Raw genomic sequence first — 22,869 nt, 5'->3', positions numbered from 1 at the left:
GTTCCGCCGGTCGCGCCAAGCGGGGAGCAAACATGGCTAATCTCAACGGTCGCGCACGCCGGGAGAACACCTACGACGCGATCGTCGTCGGCAGCGGCATAACCGGCGGCTGGGCGGCCAAGGAGCTGACCCAGAAAGGTCTCAAGACCCTGGTCCTGGAGCGCGGTCCGATGGTCCGCCACCTCGAGGACTATCCCACCGCCACCCTGGATCCCTGGCAGGCGAAGTACCCGCAGGGCCAGTTGCCGCCGGACGAGCTGAACGCGCACTACGCCGTGCAGAAGCGCACCGGCTACACGCTGACCGAATACACCAAGCATTTCTTCGTCCGCGACGACCAGAACCCCTATACCGAGGAAAGCCGCTACGACTGGATCCGCGGCTATCACGTCGGCGGGCGGTCGCTGACCTGGGGACGCCAGAGCTATCGCCACAGCCCGATCGACTTCGAGGCCAACGCCCGCGAGGGGATCGGCGTCGACTGGCCGATTCGCTACGAGGAGCTCGCGCCCTGGTACGACCATGTCGAGCGCTTCATCGGCGTCTCGGGCCAGGCCGAAGGTTTGCCTCACCTGCCGGACGGCCAGTACCAGCCGCCGATGGAGATGAACTGCGTCGAGAAGGCCTTCAAGGCCAAGTCCGAGGCGCGGTTCCCCGAACGGCGGATCACCATGGGCCGGACCGCCCACCTGACCGATCCGACCGAGGAGCAGCTCGCGCTGGGCCGGACCAAGTGCCAGTTCCGCAACATGTGCATCCGCGGCTGCCCGTTCGGCGGCTACTACAGCTCCAATTCCGGCGGGCTGGTGGCGGCCGAGCGCACCGGCAACCTGGTGATCCGCCCGGGGTCGATCGTCACCTCGCTGATCTATGACGAGAAGAAGGGCAAGGCGACCGGCGTGCGCATCCTCGACGCGACGACGCGCCAGGAGGAGGAGTTCTACGCCGACGTCGTGTTCCTGTGCGCCTCGGCCTTCAACTCGGCCTGGATCATGATGAACTCGACCAGTTCGCGGTTCCCCAACGGCTTCGGCAACGGCAGCGACCAGCTGGGCCGCAACGTCATGGACCATCACCTGGGCGTCGGAGCCAGCGGCGAGGCCCCCGAATTCGCCGACATGTACTATTCGGGCCGCAGGCCCAACGGGATCTACGTGCCGCGCTTCCGCAACCTGGGCGACGCGGCCACCAAGCGAAACGACTACCTGCGGGGCTTCGGCTACCAGGGCGGCGCCTCACGGCCCGGATGGGATCGCGACCTGACCAGGCAGGGACGGGACCCCTCCGGTCCGCGGGGCTTCGGGGCGGCGCGCAAGGCCGCGCTGAGCCAGCCGGGTCCGTGGATCATCGGGCTGGGCGGGTTTGGCGAGATCCTGCCCTACGAGGACAATCGGATCACCTTGAACCGCGACAAGACCGACGAGTTCGGCCTGCCGACCCTGTCGATGAACGTCACGATCCGCGAGAACGAGCTGGCCATGCGCCGCGACATGCAGACGGCGGCGGCGGAGATGCTGGAGGCGGCGGGCTTCAAGAACGTCGAGGGACGCGACGGCGGCTACGCGCCCGGCCTGGGCATCCACGAGATGGGCACCGCGCGCATGGGCCGGGATCCGAAGACCTCGGTGCTCAACGCCCACAACCAGGTCCACGAGTGCAAGAACGTCTATGTCACCGACGGGGCGGCCATGACCTCGGCGTCCTGCGTGAACCCGTCCCTGACCTATATGGCGCTGACCGCCCGGGCCGCCGACCACGCGGTCCAGGCGCGCAAGCGGGGAGAGCTGTGATGCTGCTGAGCCGACGCGACGCGATACGCGGCCTGACCTTCACTTTTGGGGCCGCGGCGACGGGCTTCGCCGGCCGCGCCATGGCGGCCGCGCCCGCCCTGGCCTGGACGCCGACGGCGCTGACCCCCGACCAGGCTCGCCTGGTCGACGTGGTGGCCGAGCTGATCATTCCCAAGACCGACACGCCGGGGGCGCGGGAGGCGGGAGTGCCGCAGTTCATCGACCGCGCGCTGGCCGACTATTTCGACAAGGCCCAGGCCGAGCGCCTGCGGGCGGGGCTGGTGCGGATGGACGCCGACGCCCGCGCCGCCCATGGCGACGTCTTCGTGGCGCTGACGCCGGAGCAGCAGGTCGAGCTTCTGGCCGGCTATGACCGGGAAGCCTCGTCGGGCCAGACGGCGGGCGGGGGCCACTTCTTCCCGCTGCTGGAAGACCTGGTGACGGTCGGCTATTTCACCTCCGAGCCCGGCGCGACGGTGGCGTTGCGGTACGATCCCGTCCCCGGCGCCTATCACGGCTGCGTGCCGCTGGCGGAGCTCGGCCGGGGCTGGGCGACCCGTTAGGGGCTCGAACAGCCTCTACGAGATTTTCGGGACGACGGACGCCCCGTCGTCCGAGGGCGGCTGTTCGGACAGGGCGTAGATCCTCTCCATTTCCACCCAGGTCCGGTCGGGGGCGAACGGCAGGGGCCGTTGGAAGGTGCGCATCAGCGCGTCCCACGCCCGCACGTCGGGATTGGCGGCGTCGCGCGCCGCCTTGGCCGCGGCGTCGTAGCCGTCGCCCTGTTCCAGGATCATGAACAGCCGGTCGCCGACCAGCCAGATCTCCAGCGCGCGCACATCGTCGGCGCGGATGGCGGCCGTCACCGCGGCGGGCGGCCCTCCCGCCCCGTGCCAGGCGCGATAGCGGGCGATCCGGTCGGGATCGTCGTGCAGGTCGACGGCGAAGCAGCGGCGCGTCGTCCGGTTCATCGACAAGGCCGTTGACGCGAGCACAAGGGGGCTTGTAAACATAATACGTATTATCTTATTGGGCTGATCGCGGGGAGGCAAGCGTGACCCAGCTGTATGGACGAACGCTGAGCCGTCGCGCCCTGGCCGAGCGCACCGGCGCCCTGTCGCAGTTCGCCGGCGTGCGCCTGTCGACCCTGGGGGACGGCGTCGAGCGCGGCGTGCGGCAGCTGGAATTCCGCACCGGCTCGGGCCTGCGCTTCACGGTCCTGGTCGACCGGGCGATGGACATCGCCGAGTGCGAGCACAACGGCCGCGCGGTCGGCTGGCATTCGCCGTCGGGCTTCCGCAATCCCGCGCTGCACGAGTACGAGGGGGAGGGCGGGCTTTCCTGGTTCCGGTCGTTCTCGGGCCTGCTGGTCACCTGCGGCCTGGACCATGTGCTGTTCATGCACGACGACCCCGCCGACCACTATGTCTACGGTCCCCGCAAGGTCGTCCGTTCGTCGCTGCACGGGCGGATCGGCACGATCCCGGCCCGGCTGACCGGCTATGGCGAACGCTGGGACGGCGACGACTGCGTCCTGTGGGCCGAGGGCGTGGTGCGGCAGTCGACGGTGTTCGGCGAGGACCTGCACCTGATCCGGCGGATCGAGGCCAACGTCGGAACCGACGAGATCCGCCTGCACGACCGCGTGGTCAATCACGGCTTCTACAAGACGCCGCACATGTACTGCTACCACATCAATGTCGGCTATCCGGTCCTGGCCGAGGGCGCGCGCTACGTGGCGCCGATCCGCGACGTGGTCTGGGCCGCCCATGCCGGCGACGATTATCGCAGGCAGGGCGTCGGCTACCGGACCCTGCCGACCCCGATCCGCAACTTCCACGAACAGGTGTGGCAGCACGAGATGGCCGCCGACGCCGACGGGCGGGTCAATGTGGCCCTGGTCAACGACGCCATCGGCTTCGGCTTCGAGGTCCAGACCCTGAAGTCGCAGTTCCCCGCCATGTACGAGTGGCAGAACCTGCACGCGGGCCACTACGCGCTGGGGATCGAACCCTCGACCAACCACGTGCTGGGCAAGGACTTCGCGCGCGAGCGGGGCGAGCTGATCCAGCTGGAGCACGGCGAGGAGCGCCGCTACGACAGCGTCTTCCGCATCCTGCCCGACGCCGGCGCGGTGGTTGAGGCGGTTCGCCGGATCGAGGCCACGGCCCGGCAGCCGGCCGAGGACTATCCTGTCCCGTCCGGCGTCTATCCCGTCCTCGGGGAGCGCTGAGATGACGGCGCTCCGGGACCTGGATGGCCGGGTCGTCCTCTATACCGGCGCGGCGGGCGGCCTGGGCCTGCAGACGTCCCTGAAGTTGATGGCGCGCGGCGCGACCGTCGTGGCGATCGACAACGATCCGATCAAGGTGGCGGCGCTGGAGGCCGAGGCGGCCCGGGCCGGAGCCGGGCGCCTGGTCGTCTCGACCGCCGACCTGTCCGATCTCGACGGTTTCCGGACGGTGCTGAAGGACCTGCTGGCCCAGGTCGGCGCCTTCGACGTGGTGATCAACAACGCCGCCATCTATCCCTCGCGTCCGTTCGAGGACTACACGATCGAGGACCACCAGGCGGTCCAGCGGGTCAATGTCGATGCGGCGATCGTGGCGGTGCAGGCGGCCCTGCCGGCCATGCGCGCCCGAGGCTTTGGGCGGATCATCAACATCTCCAGCATCACCCTGTCGGGCGAATGGGCCAACCTGTCGCCGTATGTCGCCTCCAAGGGCGCGCTGGTCGGCCTGACCCGGGCCTGGGCGCGCGAGTTCGGGCCCTACGGGATCACCGTCAACGCCATCGCGCCGGGGGCTTTCCCGACCGATGCCGAGAAGATCCATCCGGATCCTGAAGGCTACGCCCGCCACGTGCTCGACAGCCAGGCCGTCAAGCGCCGGGGACACGCCGGCGACATCGCCCACGCCATCGCATTCTTCGCCGCCGACGAGGCGGGCTTCATCACCGGCCAGACGCTGCACGTCAACGGCGGCTGGGTGATGAGCTGAACCAGCCGGAAGGTCCTTCTCTCCATGGGTATTCTCAGCGGAATCCGCGTTCTCGACTGCTCCATCGCCATGGCCGGCCCGTTCGCCGCCCAGCGCCTGGGCGACCTGGGCGCAGACGTGATCAAGGTCGAGCCGACCACCGGCGAATGGCAGCGCCACGTCGCGGCCGGCGGGGCGCGCGGCAACCAGATCAACGTCTCGTTCCTGTCGCTGAACCGCAACAAGCGCTCGCTGGCCGTCGACCTGAAGACGGAGGAGGGCAAGGCCCTGCTGCTGGACATGGTCAAGACCGCCGACGTCTTCCTGCAGAACTACCGGCCCGGCGTCGCCCAGCGGCTGGGCGTCGACTACGAGACCCTGGCGAAGATCAATCCGCGCCTGATCTACGTGTCGATGTCGGGCTATGGCGAGGATGGTCCGTACAGGAACTATCCCGGCCAGGACCTGCTGCTGCAGGCCATGTCGGGGGCGATGATGTCGTCGGGCGCGGCCGACCAGCCGCCCCAGCCGGCCGGCCAGTACCTGGTCGATGCGATCACCGCCTATACCGCCTTCGAGGGCGCTCTGGCGGCGCTGTTCCACCGCGAGCGCACGGGCGAGGGCCAACTGGTGCAGATCAACATGCTGGACGCCATCACCACCATCCAGATGCAGGAGCTGTCGGTGTTCTCCATCGGCGGCAAGCCGCAGACGCGCTCGGCCGAGCCCCACGCCCACAGCTATATCCGCGCGCCGTACGGCGTGTTCCAGACCCGCGACGGCTACATCTCGATCGCCATGGCGTCGCTGAAGACCCTGGGCCGGCTGATCGACGAGCCGTTCTTTGCCGACCTGGACGACGAGACCGACAGCTGGACCCACCGCGACGAGATCCATGCCTGCGTGCGCCGGCGGCTGGTCCATCGCGACAGCGCCGACTGGCTGGCCCTGTTTCGCGACAACGACATCTGGTGCGGCCCGGTCTACGGCTATGCCGAGCTCGTCGAGGATCCGCAGATCCAGCACAACGGGACCTTCGTCGAGTACGACCACCCGACCGAGGGTCGCGTGAAGGCGCCAGGCTTTCCGATCCGCTTTTCCAAGACGCCGTCGACCATCGCGCGGGGCGCGCCGCTGGTCGGCGAGCACACCCGCGAGATCCTGGCCGAGGCCGGCCGCGCGCCCGGGGAGATCGACGCCCTGGTCCGGGCCGGCGTGGTGCGGGCGGCATGACCGCGCCCCGCTATCGCGGCCTGACCTGGGACCATCCGAGGGGATACCGGGCGCTGGAGGCCGCCGCCGCGCGGCTCGACCCGGTACGGGACGGCCTGGCCCTGACCTGGGACCGCCATTCCCTGGAAGGCTTCGAGGAACGGCCGATCGGCGAGCAGTGCGCCCTCTACGACCTGGTCGTGCTGGACCATCCGCATGTCGGCGAGGCCGTGACAGCCGACTGCCTGGTTCCGCTGGAGGACCTGTTCGGGAGCGAGGAGATCGCCGCCTGGCGGGCCGCCGCCATGGGCCGCAGCCTCGTCAGCTATCGCTATGCCGGCCGCCACTGGGCGCTGCCGCTGGACGCCGCCACCCAGGTCATGGCCTGGCGCAAGGATCGCCTCGACGCGCCGCCGACGCTGTGGGACGAGGTCGCGCGGCTGTCCGAAACCGGCGGCGTGGCGCTCTCGCTGTCGGGACCGCACGCGGCTCTGACCTTCCAGTCGATCTGCGCGGCCCACGGCGCGCGGCCGGCGGCGGACGGCGAAGCCTTTGTCGAGCGCTCGGCCGGCCGCGCCGCCTGGGACCTGCTGTCCCGGCTGGCGGCGCGCAGCCCGCGGGCCTTGCGGCCGCTGAACCCGATCGGCCTGCTGGCGCATATGAGCACCCGCGACGAGGTGGTCGTCTGCCCCCTGGTCTACGGCTATGTGAACTACGCGCCCGGGGGGGCGCTGGGCTTCGCCGACGCGCCTGGGGTGACGGCGGACGGCCCGGTGGGCTCGATCCTCGGGGGAACGGGGATCGGCGTGTCGCGGCGCTGCGCGGTGACGCCGCAACTGCTGGACCATCTGCGCTGGCTGATGGGCGAGGCGACGCAGCGCGGCTTCATCCCGGAGCACGCGGGGCAGCCCGCCCTGAAGAGCGCCTGGCGCGATCCCGTCGTCAACGCGCGCTGGGGCGACTTCTACGCCAACACCTACGCCACCCTGGACGGCGCCAGCCTGAGGCCGCGCCACGACGGCGCCATCGCCTTCCAGACGGCGGCCTCGCACCGCATCCGCGCCGGCCTCGAGGCGGACGACGGCGCCGACCGGGTGCTGGACGACCTGCAGGCGTTGTTCGAGCGCCACCGCCCGCCGGGCGCGGAGACCTGAGGAGCAGACGAATGAACCAGGACGACGCGCTGTTGTTCGAGGTGACGGGCCATGTCGCCGTCATCACCCTGAACCGGCCGCACAAGCTGAACGCGGTGACGCCGGCCATGGCCAAGGCCGTCGAGGCCGCCATCGCCGAGGTCGACACTTCCGACACCATCCGCTGCGTGGTGATCACCGGGGCAGGGGAAAAGGCCTTCTGCGCCGGGTCGGACATCTCGACGCTGGACCAATACCAGACGCCGTGGGATTTCCGGAACCGCGGCGACTATTGCGACGCCGTGCGCCTGTGCCGCAAGCCGACGATCGCGGCGGTCAACGGCTACGCCCTGGGCGGCGGACTGGAGACGGCGATGAGCTGCGACATCCGCATCGCCTCGACCAACGCCCGGTTCGCCGCGCCGGAGATCAAGCTGGGCTGGATCGGCGGGGGCGGCATGGCGGCCGGCCTGGTCCATTCGATCGGCGCCTCGAACGCCGCCCTGATGATCCTGACCGGCGACGCGGTCGAGGCCGAGACCGCCAGGCAATGGGGCCTGGTCAGCGAGGTCGTCGCGCCCGACGCGCTGCTGGCGCGGGCCAGGGCGATCGCCGAGGTGATCGCCTCGCGCGCCCCGATCGCCGCCGAGACCGCCAAGCTGAACCTCAAGGCGGCCCACGCCATGCCCTACGAAAAGGCCGTCGAATACGAGCGCGACCTGCAGACCATCTGCTTCGCCACCGAGGACGCGGCCGAGGGGCGGGCGGCGTTCGCGCAGAAGCGCGCGCCGGTCTTCCGCCGCCGCTGATCGGCGCCGCCTGTTCGCGCCGGTCGAGGATCGCTACGAAGGGGCTCTGACGCCCGCCCGTCGCGGCCCGACCCGAGCGAGGACATGAAACCCAGGATCCTGATAAGCCGCCGCTGGCCGCAAGCCGTCGAGGCCCGGCTGCGCCAGCGCTACGACGTGACGCTGAACGAAGGCGACGCGCCGATGGGCGTCGAGCGCCTGCGCGCGGCGATGGGCGAGTACGACGCCCTGTGCCCGACGGTCTCGGACAGGGTCACGGCCGAGGTCCTGGCCGCGCCCGGCGCGCGGGGCAGGATCATCGCCAACTACGGCGCAGGCTACGAGCACATCGACTTGGCGGCGGCCAAGGCGGCCGGGATCGTGGTGACCAACACGCCGGACGTGCTGACCGACGCCACCGCTGAGCTGGCGGTGCTGCTGATGCTGATGACCAGCCGACGGGCCGGCGAGGGCGAGCGCGAGCTGCGGGCCGGCCAATGGACCGGCTGGCGGCCCACCCACCTGCTGGGGCAGTCGCTGGAGGGCAAGACCCTGGGCCTGGTCGGCTATGGCCGCATCGCCCGCGCGACCGCCCGGCGGGCCCGCGCCGCCCTGGGCATGGAGATCGCCTATTACAGCCGCCGGCGCGCGGTCGACGAGGACGGCGCGACCTATCACGACACGCTGGAAAGCCTGGCGGCGACGGCGGACGTGCTGTCGCTGCACACCCCGGGCGGTCCCGAGACCCACCACCTGGTCGACGCCGCCCTGCTGGCGCGGATGAAGCCGACGGCGATCCTGGTCAACACCGCGCGGGGCTCGGTGGTGGCCGAGGCCGACCTGGCCCGGGCCCTGGCCGAGGGGACTATCGCCGGCGCTGGCCTGGACGTCTACCAGGGCGAGCCCAGGGTCGATCCGCTCCTGCTGGCCGCGCCCAACACGGTGCTGCTGCCGCACCTTGGCAGCGCCACGCTCGAGACCCGCACCGCCATGGGCATGCGGGTGGCCGACAACCTGGACCGCTTCTTCGACGGGGAGCCGCCGCTCGACCGGATTGCTTGAAGCCGCTCGCTGCCGATGTGATCGCCGACTCGGCGCAGGCCAAAGGGCTTGATATAAGATAATACGTCATACAACATGAGCGCCGATCCGAGAACAAGGGACGGGAACGCATGGCGCAGGGCGCGATCGGCGAGAGGGCGGAGTTCAGCCGTCGCTTCGTGACTCTGGGACTGGGCGCGGCCATGGCGGCCAGTCCTTCCCTGGTGCGGGCGTCCGGTTCGTTGTCCGGCTTTCATGACGTGCGCGACTACGGCGCGGTCGGCGATGGGATCGCCATCGATTCTGGCGCGATCAACAGCGCCATCGAGGCGGCCTCGGCGGCGGGAGGCGGCACGGTGGTGATCCCCACCGGCCACTACCTGTGCTTCTCGATCCGCCTGAAGAGCTTCATCACCCTGGTGCTGATGAACGGCTCGGTGATCGAGGCCGCCGATCCGCGCAAGCACGCCGGCCGCTACGACCTGCCCGAGAACGTCTACGCGGAGCAGTATCAGGACTATGGCGTCAGCCACTTCCACAACAGCCTGATCTACGGCGACGGGGTCAACGACGTCGCCATCATCGGCAAGGGGCTGATCCACGGCCTGGGCCTGGACCGCGAGGGACCCGCGCCGCGCTGGCATGGTATTCCGGGCTGGAAGTCTCCCGCCGAGCAGGGCCTGACCCCCGACGCCGCCCGCTGGGCGATCCCGCGCGAGATGGCCTATGAGGGCCGCGGCAACAAGGCGATCGGCCTGACCCGCTGCCGCAACGTCCTGCTGCGCGACTTCACGATCCTGCAGGGCGGCCACTTCGCCTGCTACGTGCTGGGCTCGACCAACGTGCGGATCGACGGCCTGACCGTCGACACCGACCGCGACGGCATCGACATCGACGCCTGCCGCGACGTGAAGGTCACCCACTGCCTGGTCAACGCGCCCAAGGACGACGCCATCGTGCTGAAGAGCAGCATGGCCCTGGGGGAGCCGCGCTTCTGCGAGGACGTCAGCGTCGTAGGCTGCAAGACCAGCGGCTACCTGCTGGGCACGGTGGTCGACGGGACCTACCAGCCGTCGCCTTACATGTCGGTCGACGACATCGGGGTGCTGGGGCGGATCAAGCTGGGCACCGATTCCGTGGCCGGCTTTCGCAATATCCTGGTGTCGGACTGCATCTGCGAGAACACCCGCGGCCTGCAGATGGGCGCGCTCGACGGCGGGGTGCTGGAGGACGTGACCTTCGCCAACATCCTGCTGCGCAATCCCGTCAATCATCCGATCTTCGTGCGCCTGTCGGCGCGCAACCGGGCCCCGGACGGGAACGGTCCCTCGCGGGTGCGCCGGGTCAGCTTTTCCGACATCAACGTCTCGGGCGCGCCCGGACCCTATGCCAGTGGCGTCGTCGGCCTTCCCGGCGGGATCATCGAGGACGTCAGCTTCTCGGACATTCATGTACGCTCGGCCGGCGGCGGATCGCGGGAGGACGCCGCCCGGAACATCGAGGAGCGGCCCAGGTCGTCGCTGGAGCCCAGCTTCATGGGCGCGTTCCCGGCCCATGGCCTGTGGGTCCGTCACGCGCGCAATGTCAGCATCCGCGATGTGAGCTTTTCGGTGGACAAGCCGGACGCCCGGCCCGCGATCGTGCTCGACGACGTGCAGGGCGCGGCGATCGACGGGGTTCGGTCCAGCCTGGCTCCCCGCGCGGCGGTCCGCACGGTGCGCAGCCGCGAGGTCCACACCCGCGACGTCGAACGCCTGGCCTGATCAACGACCCGGGCTAAACGACGGAGAGATCTCATGACATTCCCATCGTTTCGGCTGGCGCGACCCTGGCTGGTCCTCGGCCTCGCCCTCTGGGCGTTCGGCGCGGCCCGGGCCGCCGAGGTGAGGCCGCTGAGCGACGGCTGGCGTTTCGTCCGCGCCGACGTTCCCGGGGCGGAAGCGGCGACCTTCGACGACTCCGGCTGGACGAGCGTGTCGACGCCCCACACCTACAACACCGCCGACTCCGGGGTCGGCGGGGCCAAGGCGCGCGGCGAGCCGGAGGGGGCTTACTACCGCGGCCCGGCCTGGTATCGGCTGTCGCTGGACCACCAGCCGCGCGCCGGGCAGCGCTATTTCCTCCAGTTCGACGGCGCGGCCCTGAAGGCCGACGTGTTCCTGAACGGCAAGCCGCTGGGCGCGCACGAGGGAGGCTACGCCGCGTTCCGCTACGACGTCACCGAAACCCTCAAGCCGGGGCGGAACCTGCTGGCGGTGCGGGTCGACAACGCCCGGAACACCCGGTTCGCGCCGCTGAACGGCGACTTCAACGTGTTCGGCGGCCTCTATCGCGCGGTCAAGCTGGTGGAGACCTCGGATGTCCACGTGGATCTGGGCGACTGGGGCGGGCCGGGCGTCTACGCCCGCGCCCAGGCCCTGGCGGCCGGCCGGGCGACGATCGAGGCCAGGGTGCTGGTCCGCAACGACCGCGCCACGGCGGCGCGCGTCCAGGTGGTGACCCGAATTCTCGACGCCGAGGGCGCGGTCGCGGCTGAGGCCAAGGGCGCGGCCAGCCTCGCCCCCGGCCAGACCCGGCCGGTCGGGCAAACCTTGACCCTGAAAAAGCCTCGGCTGTGGGAAGGCCGGCGCTCGCCCTATCTCTACCGCCTGCGGACCGAGGTGCGGGTCGGGGGCAAGCTGGTCGACACCGCCGAGGTACCGCTCGGCGTGCGCACGGTGGGCCTGGACGGGGAGGGGCGGTTCCTGCTGAACGGCAAGCCCTACGCCCTCCATGGCGCGAACATCCAGTTGCCGACCCGCTTCGGCAAGGGTCCGGTCGTCAGCGACGCCGAGATCGACGAGGACATGAGGATCATGGCCGAGATGGGCGTCACCGCCCTGCGCCTGGCCCACATGCAGCATCCGCAGCGGGTCTATGACGAGGCCGACCGGTTGGGCATCCTGCTGACCACCGAGGTCCCGCTGATCGACGATCTCGACCCCTCCGACCAATTCCGCGACAACCTGGTCCAGCAAATGCGCGAGCTGATCGCCCAGAACGCCAACCACCCGTCCGTGGCCCTGTGGGGCATCGGCAACGAGCTGCGGACCTCGGGCGAGCCGGCCAACCGCCTGCTGGCGGCGCTGCAGTCGACCGCGCGGGAGATGGACCCGACGCGGCCCACGACCTACGCCCACTGCTGCCTGAAGGACGACGATCCGGTCGCCCAGCACAGCGACACCGTCTCCTACAACCGCTATTTCGGCTGGTACTGGACCGAGGCCAAGGACATCGGCCCCTGGGCCGACGAACTGCACGCCCGCCTGCCCAGGCGGCCGATCGGGGTCAGCGAGTACGGGGCCGGCGCCAGCATCCTTCACCAGGAGGATCCCGTACTGCGCCGCCCGGTGGCCGACGGCTACTGGCATCCGGAGCAGTGGCAGACGGCCTTCCACGAGACCCACTGGCGCGAGCTGCGCAAGCGGCCGTTCCTGTGGTCCAACTTCATCTGGGTCGGGTTCGATTTCCCGTCCTTCAAGCGCAACGAGGGCGACCGGCCGGCCATCAACGACAAGGGCCTGGTCACCGAGGACCGGCTGACGCGCAAGGACGCCTACTACTGGTACCAGGCCAACTGGTCCGAGATCCCGATGCTGCATGTCACCAGCCGCCGCGACGTCAACAAGCGCACCAGGCACGTGAAGGTGAAGGTCTATTCCAACCAGCCGTCCGTGCGCCTGCGCCTCAACGGCGGCGACTGGACCACCGTGGCGGTCGAGGACCATGTCGCCCTCTGGGAGATCGACCTGGCGACGGGCGAGAACCTCGTGGAGGCGACCGCCGAGGCGGGCGGCAAGACGCTGGCGGACAGCGTGCGGTGGATCTATCGGACCAATCCGTAGGAGGCTGAGCTGATCCTGTCATCCCGGCCGTAGCGAAGCGTAGAGCCGGGACCGCCACAAACTCAGAGTTTCCGGCGGTTCCGGATCGGCGCGCCACGTGCTTGTCCGGGATGGCAGTTTCAGGCGCGAGACTCGAAGCGGTGGTCGCCCGAGCCGATCTCCAGCACCAGCCGGCCGCGCTCCATGCCCTTGACCGTGACGCCGGGCGCCTGGGCCGCGGCGACGCCGTCGACGCGCACCGCGTCGGGCGCGCGGGCGGGGATGTGGACCTCGGCCCGGCTGTTGGTGGGCGCCACCAGATGCAGCTCGAAACCGCCGTCGGGCTTCAACGCCCAGTCGGTGCTGATCCGGCCCAGTACGCTGTCATAGTCGCCGCCGCCCTGGGGCACGCGCGGATCCAGCACCGGATCGAAGCGGAACGACAGGAAGCCCGGCCGGATCGGTTCGATCCCCGCGATGCGCCGGAACACGAACCCGGTCACCGCCCCCAGGGCGTAGTGGTTGTAGGAGTTCATGGACACGTCGCCGACGTCGCCGTTCCAGCGTTCCCAGATGGTGGTGGCGTTCTTGTGGATCATGTAGCCCCAGGAGGGGAAGTCGGTCCGCAGCAGCAGGTTGTAGACTAGGCTCTGCTGGTCGTTGTCGGCCAGGGCGTCCAGGCTGGACGGCGTGCCCAGGAAGCCGGTCGACAGCAGGGTCCCGCGCCGACGGATGTCGGCCACAAGATGGCTGGTGGCGGCGGCGCGCAGGGGTTCGGGGACCAGGCCGAAGCGCAGGGCCAGGATGTAGCCGGCTTGCGAGCCGTTGCCCAGCGAACCGTCGGGCCGGACGAATTCCCGCTGGAAGGCCTCGGTGATCCGGATGGCCAGGTCGCGGTAGCGGACCGCGTCGGGGCGACGTCCCGAGCCCATCGCCATGTCGGCCATGGCCTCGACCGACCGCTTCCACATGGCCGTGCCGATCAGCGCCTTCGGCGTGGTCTCGTCGCCGGGGCTCTTGGCGTCCAGGGCCACCCAGTCGCCGAAGTCGTAGCCGCGCTCCTTGCGCCAGATCAGGTCCGGATTGTGCTTGCGGATGAAGTCCAGGTAGCGGGTCATCGCCGCCCAGTTCTGGTCGACGATCGCGGTGTCGTTGTAGCGCTTCCAGACCGTCCAAGGCAGCATGACGCCGGCGTCGGCCCAGCCGGGCGAGGCGCCCAGGCCCAGGTCCGCCCAGCCGGCCGGCGCATAGTCAGGGAACTCGCCGCGCGGCCCCTGGGCGTCGCGGATGTCCCGGCCGAACCGCTCGGTGAAGGCGGCCACGTCCATGTTGAAGGCCGCCGCGTCCCAGAAGACGTTGGCGTCGCCGGTCCAGCCCAGCCGCTCGTCGCGCTGCGGGCAATCGGTGGGCAGGCCGAAGAAGTTGGACCTCTGGCTCCACAGGCTGTTGCGCCACAGCTGCTGGATCACCGGATTGGCGATGCGCAGGTGGCCGGTCTCGGCCAGGTTCGAGGACACCACCACCCCCTCGAGGTCGTCGGCCGTCGGGGCGCGACCCAGGGCCTCGGCCAGGCCCTCGACCTCGACATAGCGGAACCCGAAATAGGTGAAGCGCGGCTCGTAGGTCTCGCCGGCCGGGTCGCCCTTCAGGGTGTAGACCAGGGCCGCGCGGGCCGCGCGCAGGTTGGACTGGTCGGCCCGGCCGTCGGCGGCCAGTACCTCGGCGAAGCGCAGCGTCACCACCTGGCCCGCGCGCCCGCGCACCTTCAGCCGCGCCCAGCCGGCGAAATTCTGGCCGAAGTCGAAGACGTGGCGCGAACCGATCGTGGTGACGGACACGGCGCGCAGCGTCTGGATCCGGCGGATCGGCGGGCTGATCTGGGCCTTGAGGGCGCAGGGCGGGGTCGGGGCGATGTCGACCGCGCGCCAGGCGGCGGCGTCGAAGCCAGTGGTAGACCAGCCGGCCTGCTCAAGCCGGGCGTCGTAGTCCTCGCCATAATAGATCTCGCCCCGGGTGACGGGGGCCGGGGCCAGGCGCCAGGACTCGTCGCTGACGATCGTGTCGCGCGTCCCATCGGCATAGGTGATCTCTAGCTGGCCGAGGAAGCGCAGGGGCGCGTCGCCGAAGGCATAGCGTCCGGCCGGGGCGGCGTAGCTGCCGTACCAACCGTCGCCGACCATGGCCCCGATGGCGTTGTCGCCGGGGACCAGCAGGTCGGTCACGTCATAGACGCGATAGAGCGCCGTCTTGCGGAAGTCGGTGTTCTCCGGCGTCAGCAGGGCGTCGCCGACCCGACGGCCGTTGATCTGGGCCTCGTAGGCGCCCAGGGCGGTGGCGTAGAGACGAGCGCGGACCACGGGCCGGGCGACCGCGAAGGCCTTGCGCAGCAGGAAGGCGCCATAGCCCGGCCAGGCCTGGGTTTGGGTCTTCGAGACCTCGGCCGTCGCCCAGCGGGCGTCGCTGAAATTGGGGGCCGTCCAGCCGTCCGGGGCGTGCAGGGCCGTCTTCATGCCGCGCGAGGTGATCCGCAGCACCTTGCCGTGGCCGAGGTCGGCGCGGACCATCACGGCGGTGGCGATCTCGTGCAGCTTGGGCGCGTTGAACCCGGAAGGGTCCTCGACCTGGACGGCGATCACGTGACGCCCGGCGGCCAGGGCGTGACGGGTCTCGGCGATCGGCGCGACGCCGAAGGCGATGGGCGAGTGCGGCGGCCGTTCGACCGAACGGCCGTCCAGCCACACGTCGGACCCGGCGTTGGCGATCGAGAACAAGGTGACGGTCGCGGCCGTCGGCAGGTCGAAGGCCAAGCGGAAATAGCGGGCCGAGCGGTCGGCCGGGCGGTCGCCGCGCATCCATAGCAGGCCCGCCCGCCGGTCGGCGCGGGCCAGCTCGGTCTCGGCCGCGATCCACCTGGCGCTCCAGTCGGCCGGCTCTAGCAGGCCGGTCTCGAAGCTGGCGACGGCGCTGGCGGCGCGGCGGCCCTTGTTGTCGCGCACCAGGACGCGCCACCAGACGATCTGGCGCGACCTCAGCGGGTTGCCCAGCCACGAGACGTCCATGCTCTGGTCGGTCAGCACCTCGCCGGCGTGCCACAGGTCGGGCGTTCCGGCCTCGATCAGGGCGCGCGTGCTGGCGGCCTGGATCTCGTAGCGGGTCTGGCGCACGTCGGGATCGGGGCTGACCAGGCGCCACGACAGGCGCACGGCCTGGTCGTCGACGCCCAGCGGCGCGGTCATCGAGCCGGCCTTCAGGTCGACGACCTCCAGGCCCGGGGGCCGCAGCGTCTGGGCCGCGAGCGCCGGGGCCGAGGCCGCGACCCCGGCCAGGCCCGCGCCCATCATCAACCCACGCCGGGAAACGGTCATCGGGCGGCCTCCGTCACGGGACGCGGTCCAGCCTTGTCGATCACGGCGCGCGCTTCGGCGGGCCAGTCACGGGTCGGAACCAGGACGTTGCCCTCGGCGACATTGCCGATCTCGGCCAGCCAGCGGCCGCCGGTGCGCGGCGAGCTGCGCCAGTTGCCTGTCGCGACGTTGTCGGTCGAGATCCTGCGCCGATACATCTTGCCGGCGGTGTTGATGTTCAGCCACTTGCCGCGGGTGTCGATGACGTTGCCGCTCACTCGGAGGTGCTTGGAGCCCTCGTCCAGATAGATCCCGATCCGGTCGCCGATGTCGAAGACGTGGTTGCCCCGGATCACCGCCCCCGGATTGGCCGACAGGTTGTAGATGCCGCCCCCGTCCATGTACCAGGTCTTCACCCCATGGATCCGGTTGCCCTCGACCACGGTGTTCCGCAGCGTCGTCGGCGTCGCATAGCGGGTGTTGTGCAGGTAGCCCTTCTGGTTCTCGTCATAGTTCGGGTTGCCGCCGGCGTCGTTGTAACCCCAGCCCCAGCCGATCGCGACGCCGTCATAGGGCGCGTCCGAGATCTCGTTGTGGAGGATGCGCGCGCCGTCGACATAGGTGGTCAGGATGGCGGCGTTGTCCTTGTAGTCCTGGCTGACGGTGGCGACGGTGTTGTCGGCGATCTCGAGATCGGCGTTCACCAGCTCCGGCGTCGAGGGATGGTGGGCGTCCTCGCGCACGCCGCCGGCCATGATCGCCCCGCCCGACAGGACGGCGAACAGGTTGCGGTGGACGCGGACGCCGCGCGTGGCCAGGCCGACGCCGCCGAGATTGGCGTTGGCGTCGTTGCCGACGCCCAGGGCGACCTGGCCCAGCTGCGAGAACTGGTTGTCCTGGAAGACGATGCCGCGCGCCGCCGAGACCTGGACGGCGGCGGGGATCTGGCTCCATTTCTGGCGCATGGATTCGAATTCGGGGCAGCCCCAGCCGCACGTGGCCCAGGCGTCGGCGGGGCGGATCGGCGAGGGATCCTTCAGGAAGGTCCCGCTCTGCTGGTTGGCGTAGCCGTACGGCTCCGACGGCCCCATCCACGAGGTGTACGAGAAGCGCAGGCCTTGGAAGGTGATGTTCCGCACCGGCGCGCGCGGCGTGCCGCTGATCGAGGCCAGGGCCGGCAGTGCGGGGACCGTGACGCGCAGCTTGCGGATGTCGTCGTCCTCGGCGATGCGCAGGTAGAGCTTGCCCGCCTTCGGATCGACGAACCACTGGTAGGGCTTGGCGTGCCAGTCGTTGGTCTTGCCGATCAGTTCCGGGGCGTTGACCAGGAACAGGCGCGAATCCTCCGGGAAGATCGGCTTGCTCAGGGTGTCGTAGCCCCAGGTGTTGTTGTCCCAGGCGGGCTGGCGCATCGTCACCTTGGCGCCGTCGATCGCCGCCACCGGCGAGACGCGGTCGGTGAAGAAACCGGTCGCCTCCAGTTCCAGCCGCTCCGGATGGGCGAGGGTCGACAGGAAGGCCAGGTCCGGATTGACGATCTCGAAGCCCGTGGCGTTGAACTTGAGGTCCGAGGGCTTGATCTCGAGCCAGGGGCGTTCGGCCAGGGTGTCGTCGACCCAGATCTGGCGCGTGTCCAGACCCTTGGGAATGTCGGCGACATAGAGGCGCCGCTTCTCGTCGAACGGCCTGAAGCCGGTCACGTCGAAGCCGCCGGAGATCAGCGGGCGGGATCCGGCCGCGCCGCGCCAGACCACCCGATGGTCGCCCTGGCCGCCGTCGGCGGCGGTGAACACCAGGGGGCGGTCCAGCCGATATTCGCCGGCGGCGATCTCGACCGTCACGTCCGCCTTGAGGTTGCTGGCCCGCACCAGCGCCTGGGCGCGGGTGAGGCTGCGCACCGGCTTGCCGGCGCCGCCCGAATTGCGGTCGTCGCCCTGGGGAGAGACGTGGACGACCACCGGCGCCTGGGCCGCCGCGGCGACGGCCCAGGCGGTGGCGACAGTCGAGATCAGGGTCGCCGCGACGCCACGACCGATGAAACTTTTGACCATCGCCGACTCCCCAAGACATCTTCTGTGACGAGCCGGCTCTTTGGCCGGCCCCTTCGGTGCAGGCGGCCTTGGCCCGCGAACATCAGGCCTAGCCGACGACCTGCCGTTGCTGGCCCAGGCCCTCGATGCCCAGCTCCATCACGTCGCCGACCTCCAGATACAGTTCCGGCCGTTGTCCCAGGCCCACGCCGGGCGGCGTGCCGGTCGTGATGACGTCGCCGGGGTGCAGGGTCATGAACTGCGAGAGGTAGGCGACGATGAAGGCGGGCTTGAAGATCATGGTGGCGGTGGAGCCGTCCTGGAACGTCTTGCCGTTGACCGTCAGCCACATCTTCAGGTTCGCCGGATCGGCGACCTCGTCGCGCGTCACCAGCCAGGGGCCGAGGGGGCCGAAGGTGTCGCAACCCTTGCCCTTGTCCCAGGTGCCGCCTCGCTCCAGCTGGAAGGCCCGCTCGGAAACGTCGTTGATCACGCAATAGCCGGCGATGTGCGCCTCGGCGTCCGCTTCCTCGACATAGGAGGCGGTCTTGCCGATCACGACGCCCAGCTCGACCTCCCAGTCGAGCTTGGTCGAGCCGCGCGGCTTCAGCACCGTGTCGTTGGGGCCGACGATCGCCGAGGTGGCCTTGGTGAACAGAACCGGCTCCTCGGGGATGGGCAGGCCGGATTCGGCGGCGTGATCGGCGTAGTTCAGGCCGATGCACAGGAACTTGCCGACCTTGCCCACGCAGGGGCCGTAGCGGACGTCCGCGGGCGCGAGGGGCAGGGTGTCGAGGTCCACGGCGCGCAGCCGGGCCAGGGTCTCGTCGGACAGGGCCGCGCCGTCGATATCGGCCACCACGCCGCTGAGGTCGCGCACCCGGCCCTGGGTGTCGAGAGCGCCGGGTTTTTCCTGGCCGGCGGCGCCGAAGCGGAGCAGTTTCATGGGGTATCCCTCTTGCCTTGGTCCTAATTGACCCAGCCGCCGTCGATGACGTTAGCGGTACCCGTTGTAAAGGCGGACTCGTCCGAGGCCAGGTAGACCGCCAGGGCGGCCAGCTCCTCGACGCGGCCGAAGCGCCCCATGGCCTGGCGGGCGGTGAACTCGGCATAGGCCTTGTCGAAGTCGCCGGTGTCGCGCAGGCGCTGCAGCAGGGACGGGGTCTCGACCGTGCCGGGGCAAATGGCGTTGCAGCGGACACCCTGGGCCACGAAGTCGGCGGCCACGGCCTTGGTCAGGCCGATCACCGCCGCCTTGGTCGCGCCGTAGGCGAAGCGGTTGGGCACGCCTTTGATCGACGAAGCGATCGAGGACATGTTGATGATCGACCCGCCGCCGCCCCGGATCATCGCCGGCAGGAAGGCGCGGATCATCCGGTACTGGGCCGTGACGTTCAGGGCGTTGGAGAAGGCCCAGTCGTCCTCGTCGCAGTCGAGGATCGTACCGGCGTGGACGAAGCCGGCGCAGTTGTAGAGCACGTCCACCTGCGGGAACTCCTCGGCGATCGCCTTGACCGCCTCGCGGTCGGTCACGTCCAGCTGGCGCACCACCAGACCCTCGGCGTCGGCCAGGAGCTCGGTGCGGATGTCGGCGGCGATCACCGTCGCGCCCTCCCGCTTGAACGCCTCGGCCGTCGCCCGGCCGATCCCCTGCGCCGCCGCCGTCACCAGCGCTGTCTTGCCCGCGAGCCTCATCTCGATCCGACCTTAAACATAAGACGTATGATGTTTGCTAGTGCCCCGAGAGGAATGCGTCAAGGCGGTCCGCGCCTGGCCAAAAAGAAAAGCCGCGCCACGATCAACATGGCGCGGCCCACCAAGATCGGCGGAGGGGGGACCAGAGCATTCAGGCGAAGAGGGCGCCGGTTCGCCTGAGGACAATGCGTTGAGGCAAGGACCTAGAAGCGCACCCGAACGCCGCCGGCGACGCGCCGGCCGGTGGTGCGGAACTCCTTGGTGCGGTCGGGGGTGACCGAGTAGATGAACTCTTCCTCGTCGGTCAGGTTCAGGCCGTCGATGAACACCGTGAAGTGGTCGGTCAGGTTGTAGGACGCCCCGACGTCCAACTGACCGTAGCTGTCGAAATATTCCGGCTCGCCGTTACGGCCCGAGGCGACCTGCAGGAACTTGTCGCGCCAGGTGTAGGCCACGCGCGCCTGGATCGGACCCTTCTCGTAGAAGCCCACCAGGCTGTAGGAGTACTTCGACAAACCTTCCAGCCCGTACGACACGTTGGCGACGGTGTTGGTGTAGTTGGCGTTGGATTCGGCGTAGGTGAAACTGGTCTGCACGCCCAGGCCGTTAAACGGCGCGGGCAGGCGGCCGAACACCTGGCGGTAGCCCAGCTCGAAGCCCTTCACGACCGCCCCGTCTCCGTTGTCGGGCACGGTGACCTGGAAGGTCACCTGGTCCACCTTCTGGGGCGTGGTGACCAGGGTCACGAACGAGTCGATGTTCTTGTAGAAGGCGGCGAACGACAGCAGCGACAGGTCGTCGAAATACCATTCCAGCCCGCCCTCGACCTGGGTGGCGCGGAAGGGCTGCAGGTCCGGGTTGCCGCGCTTGATCGTCTCGTTGCCCGGGTTGGTCTGGATGCTTTGGCGCGGCGACAGGTCCGACAGGGTCGGCCGGGTCATCACGCGCGAGGCGGCCAGGCGCAGGATCAGGTCGTCGGTCAGGTTCAGGCGGGCGTTCACCGACGGCAGGATGTCGGTATAGTGGCCGTCGAAGCTGACAGGGACGACGGGCGACACGGTGATGATGTTCTGGCCTGCGCCGTTCGGCTTGGCGCTGGTCACCGTGCGCGAGGCGCCCGACGAGGTGTAGTCGGTGTCCTCGATCCGGACGCCCAGGTTGATGGCCAGGGGCATCGAGCCCAGGTCCGTCCTGATGTCGGCCATCAGGTAGCCCAGCAGCACCTTCTCATCGACCACGGACGAGCCCGACGGCGAGTAGACCGCCTGGTTGAACGCCTTGCCATCGCGCGTGGCGTAGTCCTTGACCTGCAGGATCAGCGCGCGGGGATCATAGATCAGCCAGTCGTGGAGGATCTTGTCGCCGTACTGGCCATTGAAGAAATTGCGGTTGGTCGGCTGGAACAGCGAGGTCGGCAGGACCTGGTTGGAGTCGCAATAGGCGCACTGCTCGCCGAACGGCATCTCGTTGGAGGTGATGGTCTTGGTGCGGTTCTGGGCCGAGAAGCCCGCGCTGACCGAGACGGCGCCCGGCGGCTTCCACGAGGCGTCGACCTTGTATTCCTCGATCTCGTCGTCGACGTCCGACCCGCCGCCCCAGATGTAGTAGTGGGCCGTCACGCCCTGGGGGTTGGTCGCGGCGTCGGCATAGGTCGGGCTGGTGAAGCCGTAGGAATACATCGGGCCGCCGCCGCGGCGGTCGAACCAGGTGTCGACGTTCTTGCGCCGGATGGTGGTGAAGTCGTTGTCCTCCTTGCCGCGGCGTTCGGCCTTGGAGGTCGAAGCGTCGAACGAGACGGTCAGGTCGTCGGTGGCCTGCCACTTCACGTTCAGGCCCAGCTGGTCGGTGGTGACCTTGCGGTGGTCGTACTGGATGATCTGGTCGACGAAGCCGCCCTGGTAGCGCTGGTAGACCGCCTCGCCGCCCTGGACGACCTGCTCGACCAGCGTGCCGCCGGCGAAGTCGTAGGCCAGGCCGGTTTGCTGTTCGATGATGTCGGCCTTGGCGTAGAGAGCGTCCAGGCTGACCGTCAGGCGATCGGTCGGCTTGTACTGCACCACGCCATTCAGGCCGGTCATCTTCTTGTCGCGCTCGAAGAAGAACGGCGACAGGTTCGAGGGCATCGAGACGTTGCTGAACGGCGCGACGCCCGGGCCGATGCGGCCGCCGGGGACGCCGGCCAGATTGTAGTAGGAGTCCGTGCTGGAGCGGCGCACATGGCCCGCGCCGATGGTGAACTCGTCGTCGCGCACCTTCTGCTTGGAATAGGAGATCGACAGGGCCGCCCCCAGGGTGCGCGCCTCGTTGCGCCAGCTGACCACGCCCGACGCCTCGGGATTGTAGGTGTCGCGCAGCTCGGCCCAGGTGGAGCCGACCGAGCCGGCGAAGCTGAAGGGCTTGCGCTGCTCCAGCGGACGCAGGGTGCGCACGTCGATGGTCGCGCCGATCGAGGCGCCGTTGATGTTGGCCTGCGGCGACTTGTAGACGTCCGCGCCGGCGATGATCTCGGACGGCAGGACGTCGAACGAGAACTCGCGGCCGTTGTTGTCGGTGGCCAGGGTGCGGCCGTTGACGGTCACGGCGTTGAACTTCGGACCGAAGCCGCGCACCGACACGTAGCGGCCTTCACCGCGGTTGCGCTCGATCGTCACGCCGGCGATGCGCTGCAGCGACTCGGCGACGTTCTGGTCGGGCAGCTTGCCCAGGTCTTCCGAGGCGATGGAGTCGACCACCCCAACGGCCTGGCGCTTGATGTCGATCGATTGCTGCTGGCTGGCGCGGATGCCGGTGACGACGACCTCCTCCACGGCGTCGGCGCTCGGCGGGGAGGCGGGCGGCGCGTCCTGCGCCCGGGCGGGAAGCGCCCAGGCCCCGATCAGCCCCAGCGCGGTGGCGGCCAGCATAGTCGTCTTGGTGGACATCCTCGGATCCTGTCGTTTCTACCCCAGTGGCCGGTTTACCGGCCTTATCGCGACGTTAATTCTGGATAAGATGT

Annotated in this window: 16 protein-coding genes; 10 read left to right on the top strand and 6 right to left on the bottom strand. The window is 69.5% G+C overall.

What is annotated here, in order from left to right; all coding sequences use genetic code 11:
* Positions 1–32: 32 nt before the first annotated feature.
* Together AC07NX_RS10915 and AC07NX_RS10910 are read left to right on the top strand one after the other, a co-directional pair.
* Positions 33–1,790 (top strand): GMC oxidoreductase, encoded by a 1,758-nt coding sequence (locus AC07NX_RS10915; protein WP_494641744.1) that lies wholly within the window; start codon positions 33–35, stop codon positions 1,788–1,790.
* A 2-nt stretch (positions 1,791–1,792) separates the two neighbouring features.
* Positions 1,793–2,353, top strand: coding sequence for a gluconate 2-dehydrogenase subunit 3 family protein (locus AC07NX_RS10910; RefSeq protein ID WP_494641859.1), 561 nt, complete (start codon positions 1,793–1,795; stop codon positions 2,351–2,353).
* A 15-nt stretch (positions 2,354–2,368) separates the two neighbouring features.
* Here AC07NX_RS10910 and AC07NX_RS10905 read toward each other — a convergent pair whose 3' ends face one another.
* Entirely contained in the window at positions 2,369–2,761 is a 393-nt protein-coding gene (locus tag AC07NX_RS10905; protein WP_494641742.1) for an L-rhamnose mutarotase, read from the bottom strand.
* Positions 2,762–2,844: 83 nt separating this feature from the next.
* On the opposite strand from AC07NX_RS10905, the gene AC07NX_RS10900 reads away from it, so the two are divergent.
* The 8 genes from AC07NX_RS10900 (at position 2,845) to AC07NX_RS10865 (ending at position 12,826) form a co-directional block, all read left to right on the top strand.
* Positions 2,845–4,023, top strand: a complete 1,179-nt coding sequence (locus tag AC07NX_RS10900; RefSeq protein WP_494641740.1) for an aldose 1-epimerase family protein — start codon at positions 2,845–2,847, stop codon at positions 4,021–4,023.
* A gap of 1 nt (position 4,024) precedes the next feature.
* Complete coding sequence (locus AC07NX_RS10895) at positions 4,025–4,789, top strand: SDR family NAD(P)-dependent oxidoreductase (RefSeq protein ID WP_494641738.1); 765 nt, start codon at positions 4,025–4,027, stop codon at positions 4,787–4,789.
* A gap of 24 nt (positions 4,790–4,813) precedes the next feature.
* Positions 4,814–6,001: a CaiB/BaiF CoA transferase family protein gene (locus AC07NX_RS10890; RefSeq protein ID WP_494641736.1), complete on the top strand. Its 1,188-nt coding sequence runs from the start codon at positions 4,814–4,816 to the stop codon at positions 5,999–6,001.
* Positions 5,998–7,134 carry an extracellular solute-binding protein gene (locus tag AC07NX_RS10885; RefSeq protein WP_494641734.1) on the top strand — a complete coding sequence of 379 codons (1,137 nt, stop codon included), beginning with the start codon at positions 5,998–6,000 and terminating at the stop codon, positions 7,132–7,134. The genes AC07NX_RS10890 and AC07NX_RS10885 overlap by 4 nt, the downstream gene beginning before the upstream one ends.
* 11 nt (positions 7,135–7,145) lie before the next feature.
* The gene (locus AC07NX_RS10880; RefSeq protein WP_494641732.1) at positions 7,146–7,922 is read left to right on the top strand and encodes an enoyl-CoA hydratase/isomerase family protein; all 777 of its coding nucleotides are present in this window, start codon (positions 7,146–7,148) and stop codon (positions 7,920–7,922) included.
* A gap of 84 nt (positions 7,923–8,006) precedes the next feature.
* Positions 8,007–8,963 carry a 2-hydroxyacid dehydrogenase gene (locus AC07NX_RS10875; protein WP_494641730.1) on the top strand — a complete coding sequence of 319 codons (957 nt, stop codon included), beginning with the start codon at positions 8,007–8,009 and terminating at the stop codon, positions 8,961–8,963.
* Between the two features lie 110 nt (positions 8,964–9,073).
* Positions 9,074–10,705 (top strand): rhamnogalacturonidase, encoded by a 1,632-nt coding sequence (locus AC07NX_RS10870; RefSeq protein WP_494641728.1) that lies wholly within the window; start codon positions 9,074–9,076, stop codon positions 10,703–10,705.
* A gap of 33 nt (positions 10,706–10,738) precedes the next feature.
* Positions 10,739–12,826, top strand: a complete 2,088-nt coding sequence (locus tag AC07NX_RS10865; RefSeq protein ID WP_494641726.1) for a glycoside hydrolase family 2 protein — start codon at positions 10,739–10,741, stop codon at positions 12,824–12,826.
* A 119-nt stretch (positions 12,827–12,945) separates the two neighbouring features.
* On the opposite strand, the gene AC07NX_RS10860 is transcribed toward AC07NX_RS10865, so the two are convergent.
* From AC07NX_RS10860 to AC07NX_RS10840, 5 genes are all read right to left on the bottom strand, one after another.
* Entirely contained in the window at positions 12,946–16,170 is a 3,225-nt protein-coding gene (locus tag AC07NX_RS10860) for an alpha-L-rhamnosidase (protein WP_494641724.1), read from the bottom strand.
* Positions 16,167–18,200, bottom strand: coding sequence for a right-handed parallel beta-helix repeat-containing protein (locus AC07NX_RS10855; RefSeq protein ID WP_494641722.1), 2,034 nt, complete (start codon positions 18,198–18,200; stop codon positions 16,167–16,169). Before AC07NX_RS10855 ends, AC07NX_RS10860 begins: the two co-directional genes overlap by 4 nt.
* An 88-nt stretch (positions 18,201–18,288) precedes the next feature.
* On the bottom strand, positions 18,289–19,125 hold the full coding sequence (locus AC07NX_RS10850; RefSeq protein WP_494641720.1) for a fumarylacetoacetate hydrolase family protein: 837 nt from the start codon (positions 19,123–19,125) through the stop codon (positions 18,289–18,291).
* Positions 19,126–19,148: 23 nt separating this feature from the next.
* Complete coding sequence (locus tag AC07NX_RS10845) at positions 19,149–19,874, bottom strand: SDR family oxidoreductase (protein ID WP_494641719.1); 726 nt, start codon at positions 19,872–19,874, stop codon at positions 19,149–19,151.
* 203 nt (positions 19,875–20,077) lie between these two features.
* Complete coding sequence (locus AC07NX_RS10840) at positions 20,078–22,795, bottom strand: TonB-dependent receptor (protein ID WP_494641717.1); 2,718 nt, start codon at positions 22,793–22,795, stop codon at positions 20,078–20,080.
* Positions 22,796–22,869: the final 74 nt, after the last annotated feature.

The sequence above is a fragment of the Caulobacter sp. GW821-FHT09A05 genome (assembly GCF_059418465.1).
This window is presented reverse-complemented; position numbering and strand designations above follow the sequence as displayed.